At 68.8% G+C, this 16052-nt stretch carries 19 protein-coding genes; 8 read left to right on the top strand and 11 right to left on the bottom strand.

Annotated elements, in window-relative coordinates:
• The first annotated feature begins 1 nt into the window (after position 1).
• From SK224_RS06415 to SK224_RS06405, 3 genes are all read left to right on the top strand, one after another.
• On the top strand, positions 2-1573 hold the full coding sequence (locus tag SK224_RS06415; protein ID WP_320433927.1) for a carboxylesterase/lipase family protein: 1572 nt from the start codon (positions 2-4) through the stop codon (positions 1571-1573).
• 83 nt (positions 1574-1656) lie between these two features.
• On the top strand, positions 1657-2466 hold the full coding sequence (locus tag SK224_RS06410) for an isocitrate lyase/phosphoenolpyruvate mutase family protein (RefSeq protein ID WP_320433926.1): 810 nt from the start codon (positions 1657-1659) through the stop codon (positions 2464-2466).
• A gap of 127 nt (positions 2467-2593) precedes the next feature.
• Complete coding sequence (locus tag SK224_RS06405; RefSeq protein WP_320433925.1) at positions 2594-2926, top strand: hypothetical protein; 333 nt, start codon at positions 2594-2596, stop codon at positions 2924-2926.
• Positions 2927-2995: 69 nt separating this feature from the next.
• On the opposite strand, the gene SK224_RS06400 is transcribed toward SK224_RS06405, so the two are convergent.
• Entirely contained in the window at positions 2996-3412 is a 417-nt protein-coding gene (locus tag SK224_RS06400) for a hypothetical protein (RefSeq protein ID WP_320433924.1), read from the bottom strand.
• 52 nt (positions 3413-3464) lie between these two features.
• Complete coding sequence (locus SK224_RS06395; RefSeq protein ID WP_320433923.1) at positions 3465-4028, bottom strand: hypothetical protein; 564 nt, start codon at positions 4026-4028, stop codon at positions 3465-3467.
• Between the two features lie 32 nt (positions 4029-4060).
• On the opposite strand from SK224_RS06395, the gene SK224_RS06390 reads away from it, so the two are divergent.
• Positions 4061-4417, top strand: a complete 357-nt coding sequence (locus SK224_RS06390; RefSeq protein WP_320433922.1) for a hypothetical protein — start codon at positions 4061-4063, stop codon at positions 4415-4417.
• 1 nt (position 4418) lies between these two features.
• Here SK224_RS06390 and SK224_RS06385 read toward each other — a convergent pair whose 3' ends face one another.
• From SK224_RS06385 to ychF, 5 genes are all read right to left on the bottom strand, one after another.
• A complete protein-coding gene (locus tag SK224_RS06385; RefSeq protein ID WP_320433921.1) occupies positions 4419-5297 on the bottom strand; it encodes an AraC family transcriptional regulator in 879 nt (292 codons plus the stop codon).
• Positions 5298-5465: 168 nt separating this feature from the next.
• The gene (locus SK224_RS06380; protein WP_320433920.1) at positions 5466-5897 is read right to left on the bottom strand and encodes a DUF4375 domain-containing protein; all 432 of its coding nucleotides are present in this window, start codon (positions 5895-5897) and stop codon (positions 5466-5468) included.
• Between the two features lie 252 nt (positions 5898-6149).
• On the bottom strand, positions 6150-6491 hold the full coding sequence (locus SK224_RS16775) for a ribonuclease E inhibitor RraB (RefSeq protein ID WP_413816763.1): 342 nt from the start codon (positions 6489-6491) through the stop codon (positions 6150-6152).
• Positions 6492-6678: 187 nt separating this feature from the next.
• Positions 6679-7122, bottom strand: a complete 444-nt coding sequence (locus tag SK224_RS06370) for a hypothetical protein (RefSeq protein WP_320433918.1) — start codon at positions 7120-7122, stop codon at positions 6679-6681.
• Between the two features lie 68 nt (positions 7123-7190).
• Positions 7191-8264 carry a redox-regulated ATPase YchF gene (gene ychF, locus SK224_RS06365; RefSeq protein WP_234075039.1) on the bottom strand — a complete coding sequence of 358 codons (1074 nt, stop codon included), beginning with the start codon at positions 8262-8264 and terminating at the stop codon, positions 7191-7193.
• 256 nt (positions 8265-8520) lie between these two features.
• On the opposite strand from ychF, the gene SK224_RS06360 reads away from it, so the two are divergent.
• The 3 genes from SK224_RS06360 to SK224_RS06350 all read left to right on the top strand — a co-directional run bounded on the left by SK224_RS06360 (position 8521) and on the right by SK224_RS06350 (position 11475).
• Positions 8521-9108 carry an exonuclease domain-containing protein gene (locus tag SK224_RS06360; protein ID WP_320433917.1) on the top strand — a complete coding sequence of 196 codons (588 nt, stop codon included), beginning with the start codon at positions 8521-8523 and terminating at the stop codon, positions 9106-9108.
• A 36-nt stretch (positions 9109-9144) separates the two neighbouring features.
• Positions 9145-10440, top strand: a complete 1296-nt coding sequence (locus SK224_RS06355; protein WP_320433916.1) for a DNA recombination protein RmuC — start codon at positions 9145-9147, stop codon at positions 10438-10440.
• Between the two features lie 63 nt (positions 10441-10503).
• On the top strand, positions 10504-11475 hold the full coding sequence (locus SK224_RS06350) for an NAD-dependent epimerase/dehydratase family protein (RefSeq protein WP_320433915.1): 972 nt from the start codon (positions 10504-10506) through the stop codon (positions 11473-11475).
• A 1-nt stretch (position 11476) separates the two neighbouring features.
• Here the strand turns inward: SK224_RS06350 and SK224_RS06345 are convergent, their stop codons facing one another.
• From SK224_RS06345 to glpX, 3 genes are all read right to left on the bottom strand, one after another.
• A complete protein-coding gene (locus tag SK224_RS06345) occupies positions 11477-11701 on the bottom strand; it encodes a UDP-N-acetylmuramyl pentapeptide phosphotransferase (protein WP_274285745.1) in 225 nt (74 codons plus the stop codon).
• Positions 11702-12127: 426 nt separating this feature from the next.
• Entirely contained in the window at positions 12128-12892 is a 765-nt protein-coding gene (locus SK224_RS06340; protein WP_320433914.1) for a hypothetical protein, read from the bottom strand.
• Between the two features lie 266 nt (positions 12893-13158).
• Positions 13159-14148, bottom strand: coding sequence for a class II fructose-bisphosphatase (gene glpX, locus SK224_RS06335; protein ID WP_309736205.1), 990 nt, complete (start codon positions 14146-14148; stop codon positions 13159-13161).
• A 193-nt stretch (positions 14149-14341) separates the two neighbouring features.
• On the opposite strand from glpX, the gene fbaA reads away from it, so the two are divergent.
• Complete coding sequence (fbaA, locus tag SK224_RS06330) at positions 14342-15373, top strand: class II fructose-bisphosphate aldolase (RefSeq protein WP_137417482.1); 1032 nt, start codon at positions 14342-14344, stop codon at positions 15371-15373.
• A 50-nt stretch (positions 15374-15423) separates the two neighbouring features.
• Here the strand turns inward: fbaA and SK224_RS06325 are convergent, their stop codons facing one another.
• Positions 15424-16008 (bottom strand): TetR/AcrR family transcriptional regulator, encoded by a 585-nt coding sequence (locus SK224_RS06325; protein ID WP_320433913.1) that lies wholly within the window; start codon positions 16006-16008, stop codon positions 15424-15426.
• Between the last annotated feature and the right edge of the window lie 44 nt (positions 16009-16052).

The following is a 16052-nucleotide window of genomic DNA, read 5'->3' as shown; positions in this document are numbered from 1 at the left end:
CATGTCCCACCCCAACGACACCTCGCCCACGGGCACTCGGCTCGCCCATGCGCCCGCCGGTTCGTTCCGCGGACTCGAGCTCGGCCCGGTTGTCTCGTGGCGCGGCATCCGCTTCGCCGAGCCGCCCACGGGCGATGCGCGGTGGCGCGATCCCGTTGCCGCGAAGGCTGTCGCCGACGAGACGGATGCGACGCACTACGGGCCGGTCTGCCCGCAGCGCGTGAACCCCGCCGTCCCCCTGGGCGAAGACGCCGTCATGGACGAGGACTGCCTCCGACTCAACGTGTGGGCACCCGCGTCCGAGAGCGAGCGCGAGCGTCCTGTCATGGTGTGGGTGCACGGCGGCGCGTACACGTTCGGGGCCTCCAGCCAGCCCCTGTTCGATGCGACCTCGCTCGTGACGCGCGGCGACGTCGTGGTGGTCACGGTCAACTATCGCCTCGGCGCTTTCGGCTTCCTCGATCTCGCTTCACTGCTCCCCGAGCAGGGCTTCGACCGCAACCTCGCGCTCAAGGACGTGCTCCTCGCCCTCGAGTGGGTGCAGCAGAACATCCGCGCCTTCGGCGGAGACCCCGACCGCGTCACGGTCTTCGGCGAGTCCGCCGGCGGCGGGCTCGTGACCACGCTGCTGGCCACACCGTCCGCGAGCGGGCTGTTCCACCGCGCCATCGCGGAGTCCTCCCCCGCATCCAGCGTCTACGGCGCCGAGCGCGCACGCGCCGTCGCCGCGCGTTTCACCGCCGCCCTGCGCATCGATGAGACGCAGCCGGATGCGGCAGAAGCGCTGCGCGCCGCAACGCCGCAGCAGATCGTCGACGCGGGCATGGAGGTCTACGCACAGGTGCCCGACGCCGACCCCGGCGTGCTCGCCTTCGCACCGGTCGTCGACGGCGACCTGCTGCCGGAGGCACCCGCCGTCGCGCTGCGCGAGGGTCGGGGACTTGCCGTCCCGCTGCTCATCGGGACGAACAAGGACGAGGCCTCCCTGTTCAAGTTCATGAAGTCGCCGCTGATCCCCATCACCGACGAACGCCTGCGCGACATGTTCGGTGACATGGCCGCGGACAATCCCGCGCTCGAGCTGCCCACGTTCGACGACGTGCGCACCGCATACGAGCACGCGCGGCAACGCGCGATCGGGCTCGGCATCGCCCGGGACATCGGGTTCCGCATGCCGAGCGTGTGGATCGCGGAGGGGCATTCGCAGGTGGCGGACGTCTGGCTGTACCGCTTCGACCACGCAGCCCCGTTCCTGCGCCTGATCGGACTCGGCGCGACGCACGCCACCGAACTGCCCTACCTCTGGGGCAACCTGACGAGCGGGCCCAAGGACCCGACATTCCGCCTCGGCGGCCGCCGGGTGGCCGAGAGCATCTCGGCTCGGATGCAGCAGCGATGGACCGCCTTCGCGCACGGAGACTCGCCCGATGCGGAGGGCGCGGCGCCCTGGGAGCCCTACTCGGTCGCTCAGGGGCGCAGCACGCTGGTGATCGACCATCAGGATCGGCTCGTGCCGGATCTCGACGGGGCACTGCGAGCCGCGTGGGGCGACGAAGTGCTGACCTTCCACTGACCGGGAGGCCGCGAGGGCGACGCATCGACGGAGAGGGCGGGAAACCGCCAGACGTCTCCGGCTCGAGCGCGTTGGCTGAAGGAATGAACAACGACACCGCGACCGCCGCCTTCCGCGCGCTCTGCCTCGACACGCCGCATCCGCTCGTCCTCGTCAACGCGTGGGATGCGGCGAGCGCGCGGATGATGGAGGCGGCCGGCGCGCCCGCGATCGCCACCACCAGCGCAGGAGTGGCATGGTCGCTCGGTCGATCCGACGGCGGCGCCCTCACCCGCGCCGAAGCAGTGGGTGCCGTGAGACGCATCGTCGGCGCCGTCTCGGTGCCGGTCTCCGCAGACATCGAAGGCGGGTATCCAGACTCTTTTGACGGCGTCGCGCGCACGATCGCGTCGGTGATCGACGCCGGAGCGGCCGGGATCAACATCGAGGACGGCACATTGTCACCGGCCGACTTCGCGGACCGCATCGCCGAGGCGCGGCGGACGGCCGATCGCGCGGGCGTGGCACTTTTCATCAATGCCCGAACAGACGTCTTCCTTCGCGGCGGGCGGAGCGCGGCCGCGCTCACCGCAGAGGCGATCGAACGCGGACGACGCTACGTCGAAGCGGGCGCGGACGGCGTCTTCGTTCCGGGCGCGGAGGAGACAGAGATCGCTGCCCTCTCGTCGGGTATCCCGGCGCCCCTCAACGTGATGGGAGGACCTGGGTCGTCGACGACAGCGACGCTGGGGAGACTCGGTGCGGCGCGGGTCAGCGTCGGTTCGAGCGTCGCCCAGGCCGCATACGCGCTGGCGCGTCGTGCTGCGGCAGCGGCACTGACGGCGGGCAGCTTCGACGTTCTCGCCGACGGCATGGACTACGGCCGGCTCAACGCGTTGATGCGGAGCGCGTGACGGGCGAACGCTCCCCCTCTTTCCACGGATCACCGACCGTTGCTCGAATTGTCTGCTCCTCGGGTTACGATCGCGGCATAGGCGCGGTTCTGCAGGTCCGCGCCCATGCAGAACGCGAGGATCCCCGGTGCCCTTCAGAAGCAAAGAGACGCTCGAGACCTGGCTCGAGGAGTTTCATCGCTCGCGCGAGGCAGGAGACCTCGTCCGGGTCGCGGTCCAAGACGGATCCGAGGGCGGTGACACCGGACTCGTGCTCGTGCCGCTGCGCACCGCGCGCATCTCGATCTACATGGAGCCGATCGAGGTCGGCGATGCACGTTGGCGTGTGACGTTGGAACCGCAGACGGAGACGACGGTGCTCACGAGCTTCGAGCTGCAGCATCTCGCCGCAGAGCTCTCGGTCGCCGCCGAACTCTGCGCGTTCCTCGAGGCCAAGTCCGTGGGGCACGTCGAGAGCTGAGTCGTCCGCGACGTCACCGCACCGGCGAGCCGGCGCACGATGAGTGGGCGCGGCTCCGTATGCCGCGGCCTATTCTTCGGTCGACGCGGCATAGACGTTGTGTGAGATCGCGGTGAACCCCTCCCGGCCGGGTTGCCCGTCGGGGACGACGACGAACCTCTGCGGACCCGGTCCCGAGACGGTCATCTGCCCGCCCGCTCCCGCGCATCCTGTCGCCCAGGCGTCGTCGTCCGGGGAGAAGAGGATGCAGACCTCCGCGGGTCTGCTCCCCCGCGCCAGCCACACTTCGGTGCCCTCGTGCTCGGCAACCCATCTCATCGAGTCGAGATCGAAATTCGCCAGCGTATCGTCCGGCACGGTATCCGGCAGCGCACGCGTCTCGGTGCTCTCCAGGTCGGTGTACCCGCCCGAGCTCGTGCAGCCGGCGAGCGCCAGCATTGCCGCCGCGAACGCGAACGGTGCGGCGAGTCGTCGTCGGGGCGTCATGCTCCCACTCTGGCAGCTCCACGGGGTGCCCTGCATCTTGCGTTGTGACCGGTCACCCGTCGAACTCGTGAATCGGAACGTACTGCGCACCGTCGTCCAGTCGGTCCACGAGCACGTTCGGGCAAGACTGTTCCGAATCGTCCCAGGGGCGGTACCAGCTCACCAGGCGGTCATCGAGGAAGCGGATGCGGACGGAGAAACAGGTATAGCCGGCGGGCGGCCCGTCGTAGGCCATCACGGCCGACCCACCGACGTCCCCGTGCAATGGGGCCTCGTCGCGGAGCCCCGATGAGGCGAAGACATCGAGGACGAGCACGACCTCTTCCGCGTAAGAAGCGTCGCCCGGCTCCCACCGGTAGCCGTGCGTCAGAACGGCCGCGGCGGTAGGGCCGAGCGATGCGGGTACCGCTCCGCCGTCCCAGTACGTGTCCCGCTTGAGGGCAGCCACCGCATCCGCCCGAGTCGCCCCGGTCTCGCGCAGAGTGGTGATGCGCGCGACGAAGCCGCCCTCGGCCGAATCCATCTGACGCCACAGGACACCGTCGTAGGACTGCGCGCATCCGCTGAGCGCCAGAACAGCCACGGCCACCACGACGGCGACAACACGACGGATCACGTGTGCAGACTATGCGCGATTACTCTGAGGCCATGGATGTGAGCTGTGATGTCTGCGAGACCGCGCTCGTGCACAACGACGGACGGCCCCCGCACGACATCGCCATCCAGCGCACGAGCGACGAGCTCGAGCGTCGCGTGAACGACGGCCGGATGCGGTTCATCCGCGGCGATGTGCCCCTCGCGGACATGCTCGCGCTGGCAGAATCCGACCTGAAGTTCACGATCGTCAGCTACCTCGAGTGCCTGGCGTGCGGTCGCACCTGGTTCTGGGGACTCTGCATCCGGGGAGCGCCGATCTACCGGCCCGTCGATGCGGACGCACCGTTGCGGGAACGGTGGGAAGACGTGCCACCCCGCGAACGGTGGGCACGCGACGCCGCATCCTGAGCTAGGAGACCGGTGTCAGCCGTTCCACCGGAAGCCACAGCTCGCAGGTCGCGGTGCGGAAGTCTTCGCTGCGATCGAGCACCGCGACGATCGACGGGCCCGGTCGCAGTTGCCACGGGTTCGACGGGAACCAGTCTGTCGCCGATGCGGCGTACGCCTCCTGCAGGGCGTCCGGATGCGGTCCGGACGTCCGCAAAACGACCCAGGTTCCCGCATCCACCTCGATGACGTCGAGATCGGCGGGAGCATCCGCATCGGCGGCGAGCGCGACACCGTGCAGATAGGTCAGCTCGCTCCCCTCGGAGTAGTCGGGGTCGACATCCGCGCTGATCTGTAGGAGACCGGCGGGCTCGGCGCTGCTGAGTGACTTCAGGCGTGCGTGCTCTTCGACGGGCAGCGACGCGATGTGCGCCTGGATGTGCGGGTTCACGCCCGCGTGGATCAGGGGCACGCGTGCGGCGTGTCCGGCGAGGCGGAGGGCGGGGCGTTCGATGAGTCGGGCGTCCATGGCGGATCTCCCTTCGACGGTCAGGCGGAACCTGAGGATGGATTGCGGACGAAGGGGCCCACCGTCGCGACGCACGTCGCCGTGGCTCACGCCGTGCACCGCACGGAACGCTCTGCCGAAAGCCTCGACGGAGCCGTAGCCGAAGCGCACGGCGACCGTCAGCAGATCCTCGCCGTCGATCACGTCGGCCGCTGCCACCGTCATCCGTCGGCGTCGCACATACTCGGACACCGGCATCCCCGCGAGCGTCGAGAACATCCGACGCACGTGGTAGCCCGTGACTCCCGCGGATCCGGCCAGCGCCTCGACGTCGATCTCGTCGCCGAGGCGGTGTTCGATCTCGTCGACCAGGCGATTGAGCGCTTCGATCACAGTGGCTCCCTTCGCGATCCACTCTCGTCGGGCGGGCACGTGCGCGCCCGATCGTTCCGGACCGAATCTGTCGCCTGGGTTCGCGGGGTGTTCTCACCGGGGTCGCGTCAGGAGAGCATCAAGGAGTCGTGCTTGAGGATGTCCGCTTCCCGCATTCGCTGGACGACGTCAGCCCCGAATCTCCGCGAGCGCAGCGCTGAGGCGCGCGTCAGAGTCCGATGTACCTTCCAACACACCGACTCGCCGATCGAGGAGGCTCAGGCGCTCCTCAGCCCCAGCTTCCTCGAGGCGCAGCTCACGTACATCGATATCGGTCGGATACGGTTCCCCGAGAACGCTCATCGCCTCGCGGAGAACGTCTTCCCAGTCGTTGCCGAGGAAGACGGGAAGAGCACGCAATGCCTCCTCGGCGGTGTTGCCACCCCCGTAACGGAAGTATGAATCGAAGCCGCCAGATGCGACCTCCTGGCGCAGATCCAGGATGGCGAGGATCCCGCGCTCCTGCTCCGAGAGCGACGAGCGGTCCGTCTCGGATCGGGTCTCGTAGAACTCCCACACGTTGCGCGACGTCGCCGGAGCGCTTCCGCTCTCAGAAGTCACCGGCTCGGCTCGACGAAGGCGCCGCCGTATGTGTTCCGCGGCGGCGGCAAAGAGAGACGAGCGAGGTGACCGACGATTCATGTCTCGATGTTGTCAGGGTCGCGCTGGCGCCACCACTACGAGGTGCGCGAGCCCGTCAGCGCAACCACGATGACCTGCGGATCGACGTCGATACTGCCGACGGCGATCGAACGCCGGCGCCGCTTGCCTGCATCCTGTCAAGTGAACTCAACGCGCTCCACAACGTCATGATCACTCATCCATGGGAACGATTGCTCCGCCGAAGCCGTCATACCCACCTCCGTGGGTGGCGGCGATACCCACGAGTTCATGGATGATGCGCGCAACATCGGCGTCAGTGAGGGCATCGTCCCTCGAGGCCGTCAATGCTGTTCGCAGCAGCCCCGGCTCGACGGAGACTCGGAAGTCCGCATCTGCGAGCGCCTGCGCCGCAGCTTCCGCATTCGACCTTCTCCGAAAGAAGAAGAAGTGGTCGAGCTCACGGGGCTGGTCGAGTCGGTCACCGAGCTCGCGTCGTTGTTCCTTCTGAGCCCGCCAGTTGTTCAGGTGGTCGGAAGGGGATGAGGCACGCATAGGGACATTCTGTCGGTCGGGCGGCTCAGCTGTTACAAAGCGGAGGCAAACCGTGTTCACGTGGTGCGTCGCGTAGGCGACAGTGTGCGGCGTCGTCGGCCCCATCGTCGGCCTCGAAGCGGGTTCAGGACCCGTACACCACGCCCCGACGAGGTCCGTGAGCTCACTGCGTCCGGGTTGAGGCTGGTCAATGCGCCTCGTAGCCGTCCAGCAGGAAAGCAGTACCGTAGATGTCGCACCCGAGTCTACTCACGTCGCTGATGAGGTCGGCCTCCAACACGAAACCACCCTGAGAGCTGTCGGAATCTCCCGACCACCACAGGACGGTTTCCCCGCTCTCGCGAATGGTGGCGAGCGCGCGGTGGATTGGACCCACCCGCTGTACCAACCTGCGCAACGCGGCGAAGCCGGTTGCGTCATCCGAGTCGCCGTCGTCTTTCTCGGTGACTGACCAGAAGGTGCGCTGATGGCGCAACCGCTCCGGCGCAGCGTCTCGACCAGCGCGCCCTGCACGAGTCAGAGTCCCCATGTCACCTGAGTTGTCAGGCTCGATTCCGAGCATGGCTGTGACATCGGCGACGGAAAGAACGTCGGAGTAGATGCTCAAGGTCGCGCGACTGCTCCGAATCATGCAGCAAGGCTAGTTCTGTCCAGACGCTGTTCGGGAGTGGAACTCCTCCACCACGAATGCGCCGATGCTCAGTTGTTGAAGCGGAACTCCACAACGTCGCCGTCCTGCATGACGTAGTCCTTGCCTTCGAGGCGGGCCTTGCCCTTCGCACGGGCCTCGACGACCGAACCCGTCGCGACGAGGTCGTCGAACGAGATGACCTCGGCCTTGATGAAGCCCTTCTCGAAGTCGGTGTGGATGACACCGGCGGCCTGCGGCGCCTTCCAGCCCTTGCCGATCGTCCAGGCGCGTGCTTCCTTCGGACCCGCGGTGAGGTAGGTCTGCAGGCCCAGCGTGTCGAACCCGATACGTGCGAGCTGGTCGAGGCCCGACTCGTCCTGCCCCGTCGAGGCGAGCAGCTCAGCGGCTTCCTCCGGGTCGAGATCGATCAGCTCGGACTCGATCTTCGCGTCGAGGAACACCGCCTGCGCGGGCGCGACCAGAGCCGCGAGCTCGGCCTTGCGATCCGCATCCGTGAGCACGTCCTCGTCCACGTTGAAGACGAAGATGAACGGCTTCGCGGTCAGCAGGCCGAGCTCCTTGATGGGAGCCAGGTCGATGCCGGATGCCGACAGTAGCTGTCCGCGCTCGAGCGCGTCCTTGGCGGCCTGCGCCGTCTCGAGAACGATCGGCTCGAGCTTCTTGCCGCGCACTTCCTTCTCGTAGCGCGTGATCGCGCGCTCGAGGGTGTCGAGGTCGGCGAGCTGCAGCTCGGCGTTGATGGTCTCCATGTCGTTCTTCGGGTCGACGTTGCCATCGACGTGCACGACGTCGGAGTCGGCGAATCCGCGCACGACCTGCGCGATCGCGTCGGCCTCGCGGATGTTCGCGAGGAACTTGTTGCCGAGCCCCTCCCCCTCGCTCGCACCGCGCACGATGCCGGCGATGTCGACGAACGACACGGCGGCCGGCAGGATGCGCTCGCTGCCGAAGATCTCGGCAAGCTTGTCGAGGCGCGCATCGGGCAGGTTGACGACACCCACGTTCGGCTCGATCGTCGCGAACGGGTAGTTCGCCGCGAGCACCTGATTCTTGGTCAGGGCGTTGAACAGGGTGGACTTGCCGACATTCGGCAGCCCGACGATTCCGATGGTAAGAGCCACGGGCATCAAGTCTAGGCGCCCCACGGCTCGACCCCCGCCGGGGCCTGTGTGCTGGGGCGGGCGCCTTGCCGCATCCGCCGGTCGGAGAATCGCACGAATGTCGGAGGATGCGGCGCGAAACCTCCGACGGGACGCCGAATCTCCGACGCGACGCGCGCCACGGAGACGCCCGCACACCGCACCCGGCGACGCCTCGGATGCGGCCACCTCGGCGCGCCTCATCGTGCACCGCACGCATCCGGGCGAGGGTGAGGGCGTGTCACTGGATTTCACCGCGATCGACTTCGAGACGGCGAACTCCTCCAGCGCTTCAGCGTGCGCGGTGGGTCTTGCCCGCGTCCGCGGCGGGCGCATCGTCGCGACCGCGGGTTGGCTGATCCGCCCGCCCGAGGGGCACGACCGCTTCTTCGAGCTGAACATCGGCATCCACGGCATCCGTCCGGAGCACGTCGCCGGCGCGAAGGGCTGGAGCGAGCAGCTCGACGACATCGCCGCCTTCGCCGGCGCGGACGTGCTCGTCGCGCACAACGCCGGGTTCGACATGGCCGTGCTGCGGCGCGCGTGCGCCGCGACCGGCGACATCTGCCCGCCGTACCGCTACGCCTGCAGCCTCCAGCTCGCGCGCCGCACTTACGACCTCCCGAGCTACCGGCTGCCGATCGTCGCGGCCGAAGCGGGCTTCGCGGAGTTCCGCCACCACGACGCGACAGCGGATGCGGCCGCCTCCGCCGCCATCATGATCGATGCCGCGCGCCGCTGGAACGCGCCCGACATCGACGCCCTCGCCGCGGCATCCCGCATCCGCATCTGCGAGATCGACACGGCGGTCGCCGCCGCGGCCTGACCCGGCGATGTCCGGAGTCGGGGGCATGCTGTGCTCATGGACCCCGTGATCCTCCTCGTCGCCGCGCTGTGCCTCGCCGCCGGCATCGCCCTCGGCTGGTTCGCCGCGAACTCTCGCGCCTCCGGGCAGCAGGGTGCGCTCTCGGCCCGGGCCGCCGCCGCAGAGTCCGCCGCCGCGGCCGCGCGTGCCGAGCTCGAGCGGCAGGGCGGGCTGTACCGCGAGTTCGTGGAGCGCCAGCGCGCCGAACAGCGCGAACGCGACGACCGCGATCGGCGCGACAACGCCGTCGTGGCCGCCCTCGCGCCGGTCCGCGACACGCTCGCGCAGGTGCGGGTCAAGGTCGACGACCTCGAGCGGGAGCGCCACGCCCAGTACGGGGCCCTGGCCGAGCAGCTGCGCCGCGCGCAGGAGACCGACGATCTGCTGCGCGACACGACCGCGTCGCTCTCCTCCGCTCTGCGCTCGACGAGCACCCGCGGTGTGTGGGGAGAAGTGCAGCTGAGGCGCGTCGTCGAGGCGGCAGGACTCACCCGCCATGTCGACTTCGACGTGCAATCGTCGATCAGCTCGGATGCGGGTTCCGGCCGCCCCGACATGATCGTGCGGCTCCCGGGGGGCAAGGCCATCGCCGTCGATGCCAAGGTGCCGCTCGACGCGTTCATCGAGGCGCAGGCGATCGCCGACACCGCGCAGGGCGAGGATGCGGTGCGCCGCCGTGCGCTCCGCGACAAGCACGTGAAGGCCCTACGCGCCCACATCGACGCGCTCGCGAAGAAGCAGTACTGGGCTGGGATCGAATCCAGCCCCGAGTTCGTGATCTGCTTCGTGCCGAACGAGGCACTTCTGGCGACGGCACTCGACGAGGACCCCTCTCTGCTCGACTACGCGTTCCGGCAGCGTGTGGCCCTCGCCTCCCCCGTGAACCTTTGGGCGGTGCTTCGCACGGTCGCCTACACGTGGACGCAGGAGGCCGTCTCCGACGACGCCCGCGAGCTCTTCACGTTGGGCACGCAGCTCTACGAGCGCCTCGGCGGACTCACCAAGCACATCGACGACCTGCGTCGCGGCATCGAGCGCACGGTCGACGGCTACAACCGGTTCGTCGGGTCGCTTGAGAGCCGCGTCCTGGTGACCGCGCGACGCTTCCCCGGCATCGATGAGACGAAGTTGGATGCGGTCGCCGCGCCCGCCGCGCTCGAGTCCACGCCGCGCCGGCTGAGCGCCCCGGAGTTCACCGCTGCCCTCGACGAGGTGCGGCGGGCCGCATCCGACGACGCGGATGAACCTGCGGCGTCCGCCGACGAGACACAGCTGCCGACCTCCCCCGCCTGACGCGCGTGTTCGCCCGTCGCGGATACGCCTGCGGGCCGGCGTGTTCCCGACGACGATGGGCTCATGAAGCTCCTCGTTCTCGGCGGCACCGCATGGCTCGGGCGCACGACGGCCGCCTCCGCGATCGCCGCCGGCCATGACGTCACCTGCGCCGCCCGCGGCACGGATGTTCCGCACGGGGTGAGACAGGTCCACGTCGACCGCGACGCTCCCGACGGACTCGCGCCTCTTATCGACGCGCGGTGGGATGCGGTGATCGACGTCTCCCGTCAGCCGGGACAAGTGCGCCGCGCGGCGCGTCAGCTGCGCACCGACCGGTACGTCTTCGTCTCGACCTGCAACGTCTACGCGAGCCAGGCGGAGATCGGCGCGGACGAGTCGGCGCCACTGCTCGACCCTCTGGACACCGACGTCATGACCGACCCCGAGGATTACGGGCGCGCCAAGGTCGCCTGTGAGGACGCGGTGCGCGAGGTGTTCGACATCGACCGCTCAGCCATCGTCCGCTCCGGCCTCATCGGCGGTCCGGGCGACCCGACAGGACGCAGTACGTACTGGCCGCGCCGCTTCGCCGCGCCGTCGAACCCCGACGGCGCCGTGCTGGCACCGGATGCTCCCCGTCTGCCGACCTCGCTGATCGACGTGCGCGACCTCGCCGGGTGGCTCGTGCGACTCGCCGACGGAGCGGGCTCGGGCGTGTTCGATGCGCAGGGCGTGCCGCATCCGATCCCCGCGCACCTGGAGGCGGCGCGAGCCGCCGCGGGACATCGTGGCAGGGTGACCGTCGCCGCAGAAGACTGGCTGGCCGAACGCGACGTCCACGAATGGGTGGGGCCGCGGTCGCTGCCGCTCTGGCTGCGCGACCCTGACTGGTACGGGATGAACGCGCGGTCAACGGAGCGTGCAGTGGCTGCCGGTCTCGAGCGACGTCCGCTGGAATCGACCCTCGCCGATGTGCTCGGCGGGCCGGTGGTGTCGGGAGCGGGGCTCACCGACGGAGAGGAACGCGAGCTGCTCGCGCAGCTGGCGGTGTAGCTCAGGCTCCGCCGGGCACGAAGCTCAGGAGCAGGAGCACCACGGCGGAGACGCCGACGAACGCGCCGATCGCCCACCACGGGCTCGGCTGGTGGCCCTCCTCGCGGCGGACGCGGAAGAGGACGTCGGGGCGGCGCGCGGGGTCGGGGTTGTTGACAGCCACGGCGTCGGCGACGACGGCGAGCGCTCCGGTGTGCGGATGCGCGTTCTCCTGGGTTGCGGACATCGTTCGTCCCTTCGTCTCGGTGCAGAGATCGACATCGACGGTGATACGACGACGTTCATTCTGCCACCTGCCGATGTAGCCGCCCCGGAGGCTTGCGCTCCTCCCCCGCATCGGCGTCTCACTTGTGCACGCCACACGCCTCGAAACCGTGAACAACTGAGACACGAACCCCACCCCGGCCGCCCTCGCATCCGCGTCTCACTTGTGCACGCCGCACGCCCCCAAACCGTGCACAACTGAGACACGAACCCCACCCCGGCCCCCCAACGCATCCGTGTCTCACTCGTGCACGCCGCACGCCCCCAAACCGTGCACAACTGAGACACGAACCCGGAACAATCGAACCAAAGGGGGTACTGCGCACCCCTGCGCCGGGCAGGTCCCACTTGTTGCAGTTATCGGCCCACTGCCGCACCGCCGCGGAGATCAGTCGGGCCGCAGTGCCTGCTCCGCGCGATGCACCGCCTCGACGCCTCCGACATCGAGAACGTCGCGGTGTTCCGGATGCTGCCGGTAGAACTTCACGAGCACAGCCACGAGATTCGGGTCGGAACCGAGGCTGAGCGAAGGTGCCGTGATCAGCGGAGCGCCGCCCGCGCGCAGCAGCGAGAGCTTGGCTGCGGGCGCTGCAACGACCGCCACCTGCGCCAGCTCTTCCCACGACCAGTCCAGCGCGCCGCATCCGCGGATGCCCGTCACGCCGCGCGACGTGAGCGTCAGCCCCGCGGGGACGCGCCGTCGCACGATCCGCATCACCAGCATCGCGATCCCGATCACGCCGAGGATGTAGGGCCCGCTGCGTGTCAGGCGCGGCCCCCACGGCACCGGCAGTCCGTTCAGGTCGATGAAGAGCTGCGCGCCGGCCGGAAGCAGCAGCGACACGGCGATGAAGAGTGTCGGGACAGATCCGACCCGCAGCGGGACGAAGCGCAGGGAACCCGGTCGATCGTCGATCGTCAGCGCACGCGACACGACGCCCCGGAACGTGACGAGCAGCGCGATGCCGATCACCATCAGCGTCACCGCCAAGGCACCGAAGACGATGCGCCGGCTCAGCTCGTCGCTCACCGCGGCGATGAGGCCGACGACGACGGAGGTCGCCACCACACCCCACGCGAGCGGACGCGGGTTACGCCCACGCGGAAACACGGGCACCTCCCGGCCGTCGAGGAGCGGGAGCGTAGGGGTCATCCGCCGAACAGTCATCGCCCCATCATCCCGTCGGCCGCAAGTATGTCCCACTTGCTGGAGGATTCGGGCAAGAAACCTCCAGCAAGTGGGACATGCACTGCGGAAAGTGGGACATGCCAACCGGACTCACCAGCCGAGAGACTCAACCGGAGACCCAACCCCAGAGACTCAGCCCCCGAGGCTCGGCCCCAGAGACTCGGCCCCAGAGACTCGGCCCCCGAGGCTCAACCCCAGAGGCTCAGCCCCCGAGGCTCAGAGCTCGAGCGTCACAGCCACTTCGAGGTCAGGTGCTCGCTCGAGATGCGGCGAAGGGTGCCGGAGGCGCCGCGCAGCACGACGCTCTCGGTGTAGATGTGCTCGCCCTCGCGGCGCACGCCGGCGACCAGCTGACCGTCGGTCACGCCCGTGGCGACGAAGATCGTGTTCTTGCCCTTGACGAGATCCTCAGCCTCGTACACGGTGCCGTCGACCTTGAGGCCCGCGTCGATGCCGCGCTGCTTCTCGTCGTCGTTGCGCGGCGCGAGACGGCCCTGGATGTGGCCACCGAGCGCCTTGATCGCGCAGGCGGTGACGATGCCTTCGGGGCTCCCGCCGATCCCGACGCACATGTCGGTGCGGGCGTTGTGGCGGGCGGCGTTGATGCCACCCGCGACGTCGCCGTCGCTCATGAGGCGGGTGCCGGCGCCGGCCTCGCGGATCTCCTCGATGAGCTGGTCGTGGCGGGGGCGGTGCAGCACCGACACGACGATCTCGTCGACAGGCTTGCCGAGCGCCTTCGCGAGCAGACGGATGTTCTCACCGATCGGAAGACGGATGTCGACGACGCCGACGCCTGCGGGACCGGTGACGAGCTTGTCCATGTAGAAGACGCTGGACGCGTCGAGCATGGCGCCGTGGTCGGCGACCGCGATGACAGACAGGGCGTTGTTGCGCCCGGCGGCGGTCAGCGAGGTGCCGTCGATCGGATCGACAGCGATGTCGCACTTCGGGCCGCGGCCGGTGCCGACGTGCTCACCGTTGAAGAGCATGGGCGCGTTGTCCTTCTCGCCCTCGCCGATGACGATCACGCCGTCGAAGTTCACGGTGGTGAGGAACGCGCGCATCGCGTCGACCGCCGCACCGTCGGCCACCTCTTTCTGACCGCGACCGATGAAAGGAACGGAGCGGATCGCCGCCGCCTCTGTCGCGCGCACGAGCTCGAGCGCGAGGTTCCGGTCGGGGTGCAGCGGACTCATGTCGGCAGTAAGGCTCACCATGCGGCTCAGCCTAAGCAGGATCCCGCAGAGCGGACGCGAGTTTCACCCCTGAAGACGCGAAGAATTCGACGTTCTTTCAGCAGGAGGAAATCCGCCGCCCCCGCGGCGATATTCCTGGCGCCCGGAGCACCCGGTCGCCCGCATCCCCTTCGATAGAGTGACGGGTAACCACTGCACACAGCAAGGAGCGGACATGCCCGTCGCAACACCCGATCAGTATGCCGAGATGCTCGACCGCGCGAAGGCGGGCGGCTTCGCGTACCCGGCCATCAACGCGGCGAGCTCGCAGTCGATCAACGCGATCCTGCAGGGCCTCACGGAAGCCGGTTCCGACGGCATCATCCAGGTCACCACCGGCGGCGCCGACTACTTCGCCGGCCACACCGTCAAGGGCCGCGCCACCGGCGCGATCGCCTTCGCGAAGTTCGCCACCGAGGTCGCCAAGAACTACCCGATCACGGTCGCCCTCCACACCGACCACTGCCCCAAGCCCGCCCTCGAGGACTTCGTGCTGCCGCTGATCGCCGCATCCGAAGAAGAGGTCAAGGCCGGTCGCAACCCGCTCTTCCAGTCGCACATGTGGGACGGCTCGGCGGTTCCCCTCGACGAGAACATCGCGATCGCCAAGGAGCTCCTGCCCCGCATCAAGGCGATCAACGCGATCCTCGAGGTCGAGATCGGCGTCGTGGGCGGCGAAGAGGACGGCGTGAAGCACGAGGGCTCGAACGAGGCGCTCTACACGACCACCGCGGATGTGGCCAAGGCCGTCGAGGCCCTCGGTCTCGGCGACGCGGGCCGCTGGATCGCTGCCCTCACCTTCGGCAACGTGCACGGCGTCTACAAGCCCGGCAACGTGAAGCTGCGCCCGGAGCTCCTCGGCGAGATCCAGGAGGGCATCGCCGCGCAGTTCGGCACCGGCCCGAAGCCCCTCGACCTCGTGTTCCACGGCGGCAGCGGCTCGACCCCCGAAGAGATCGCCCTCGCGGTCGCGAACGGCGTCGTGAAGATGAACATCGACACCGACACCCAGTACGCGTTCACCCGTTCGGTCGCCGGCTTCATGTTCTCGAACTACGACGGCGTCCTGAAGGTCGACGGCGAGGTGGGCAACAAGAAGGCCTACGACCCGCGCGCCTGGGGCAAGGTCGCAGAGTCCGCCATGGCCGCCCGCGTCGTCGAGGCGACGCAGCAGCTCGGCTCCGCCGGCAAGTCGCTCGGCGCCTGACCGACGTCCCTCTCGCGAATGCCCCGGCTCCGGCCGGGGCATTCCGCATTTCAGGATGCGACGCGCTCCATCGCGGCAGCCGCCTCACGCTCGGCGAGCCGGCGCACCGCGTCGCGCCGGTCCCCGAAACGGTCCGCGGTGAACATCTCGGCGAGCTGCGGAAAGACCGCCCACCCATCGGTGAGCGTGACCACGGTCAACAGCAACTGCCCCGCATCCGCCTTCGAGACGCCGGGAAGGGCCCGCTGGACCGCTGCCACCTTGGACCTGCAGTGTTCCTCGCGCACGGCACGATCCGGCACGTCTCCCCCGCGCACAAGGCCTTCCCAGGCCATCAACCGACCGAGCTCAGGCTTTCTCACGATGCGCTCGAAGAGACCGGCGGCATAGTCGCCGATGGCTCGCGGGCCCTCCCCCTCGAGCGGAACGTCCTCGAACACCTCGGACAGCTCGTGCACGATCACCGCCTCGAAGAGCGCGTCCTTGCTTCCGAAGTACGAGTAGATCCGCTCCTTGTTGACCTCGGCCGCCTCGGCGATGCGGTCGATCCGCGCCCCGGCGGGCCCGTGCGCCGCGAACTCCGCTGTTGCCGCGGTCAGCAGTTGACGCCGTGTGCGTTCGGTGTCCCAAGCCATACCTCGAGCTTAGTCCGCGACTCCAACCGTTCAGTTGCAAAAGT

Origin of the sequence: Microbacterium sp. BG28 (assembly GCF_034044005.1) — a bacterium.
Lineage (GTDB): Bacteria > Actinomycetota > Actinomycetes > Actinomycetales > Microbacteriaceae > Microbacterium.
Note: the sequence above shows the minus strand (reverse complement) of the source record. Positions and strands in the feature narration are given on the sequence as shown.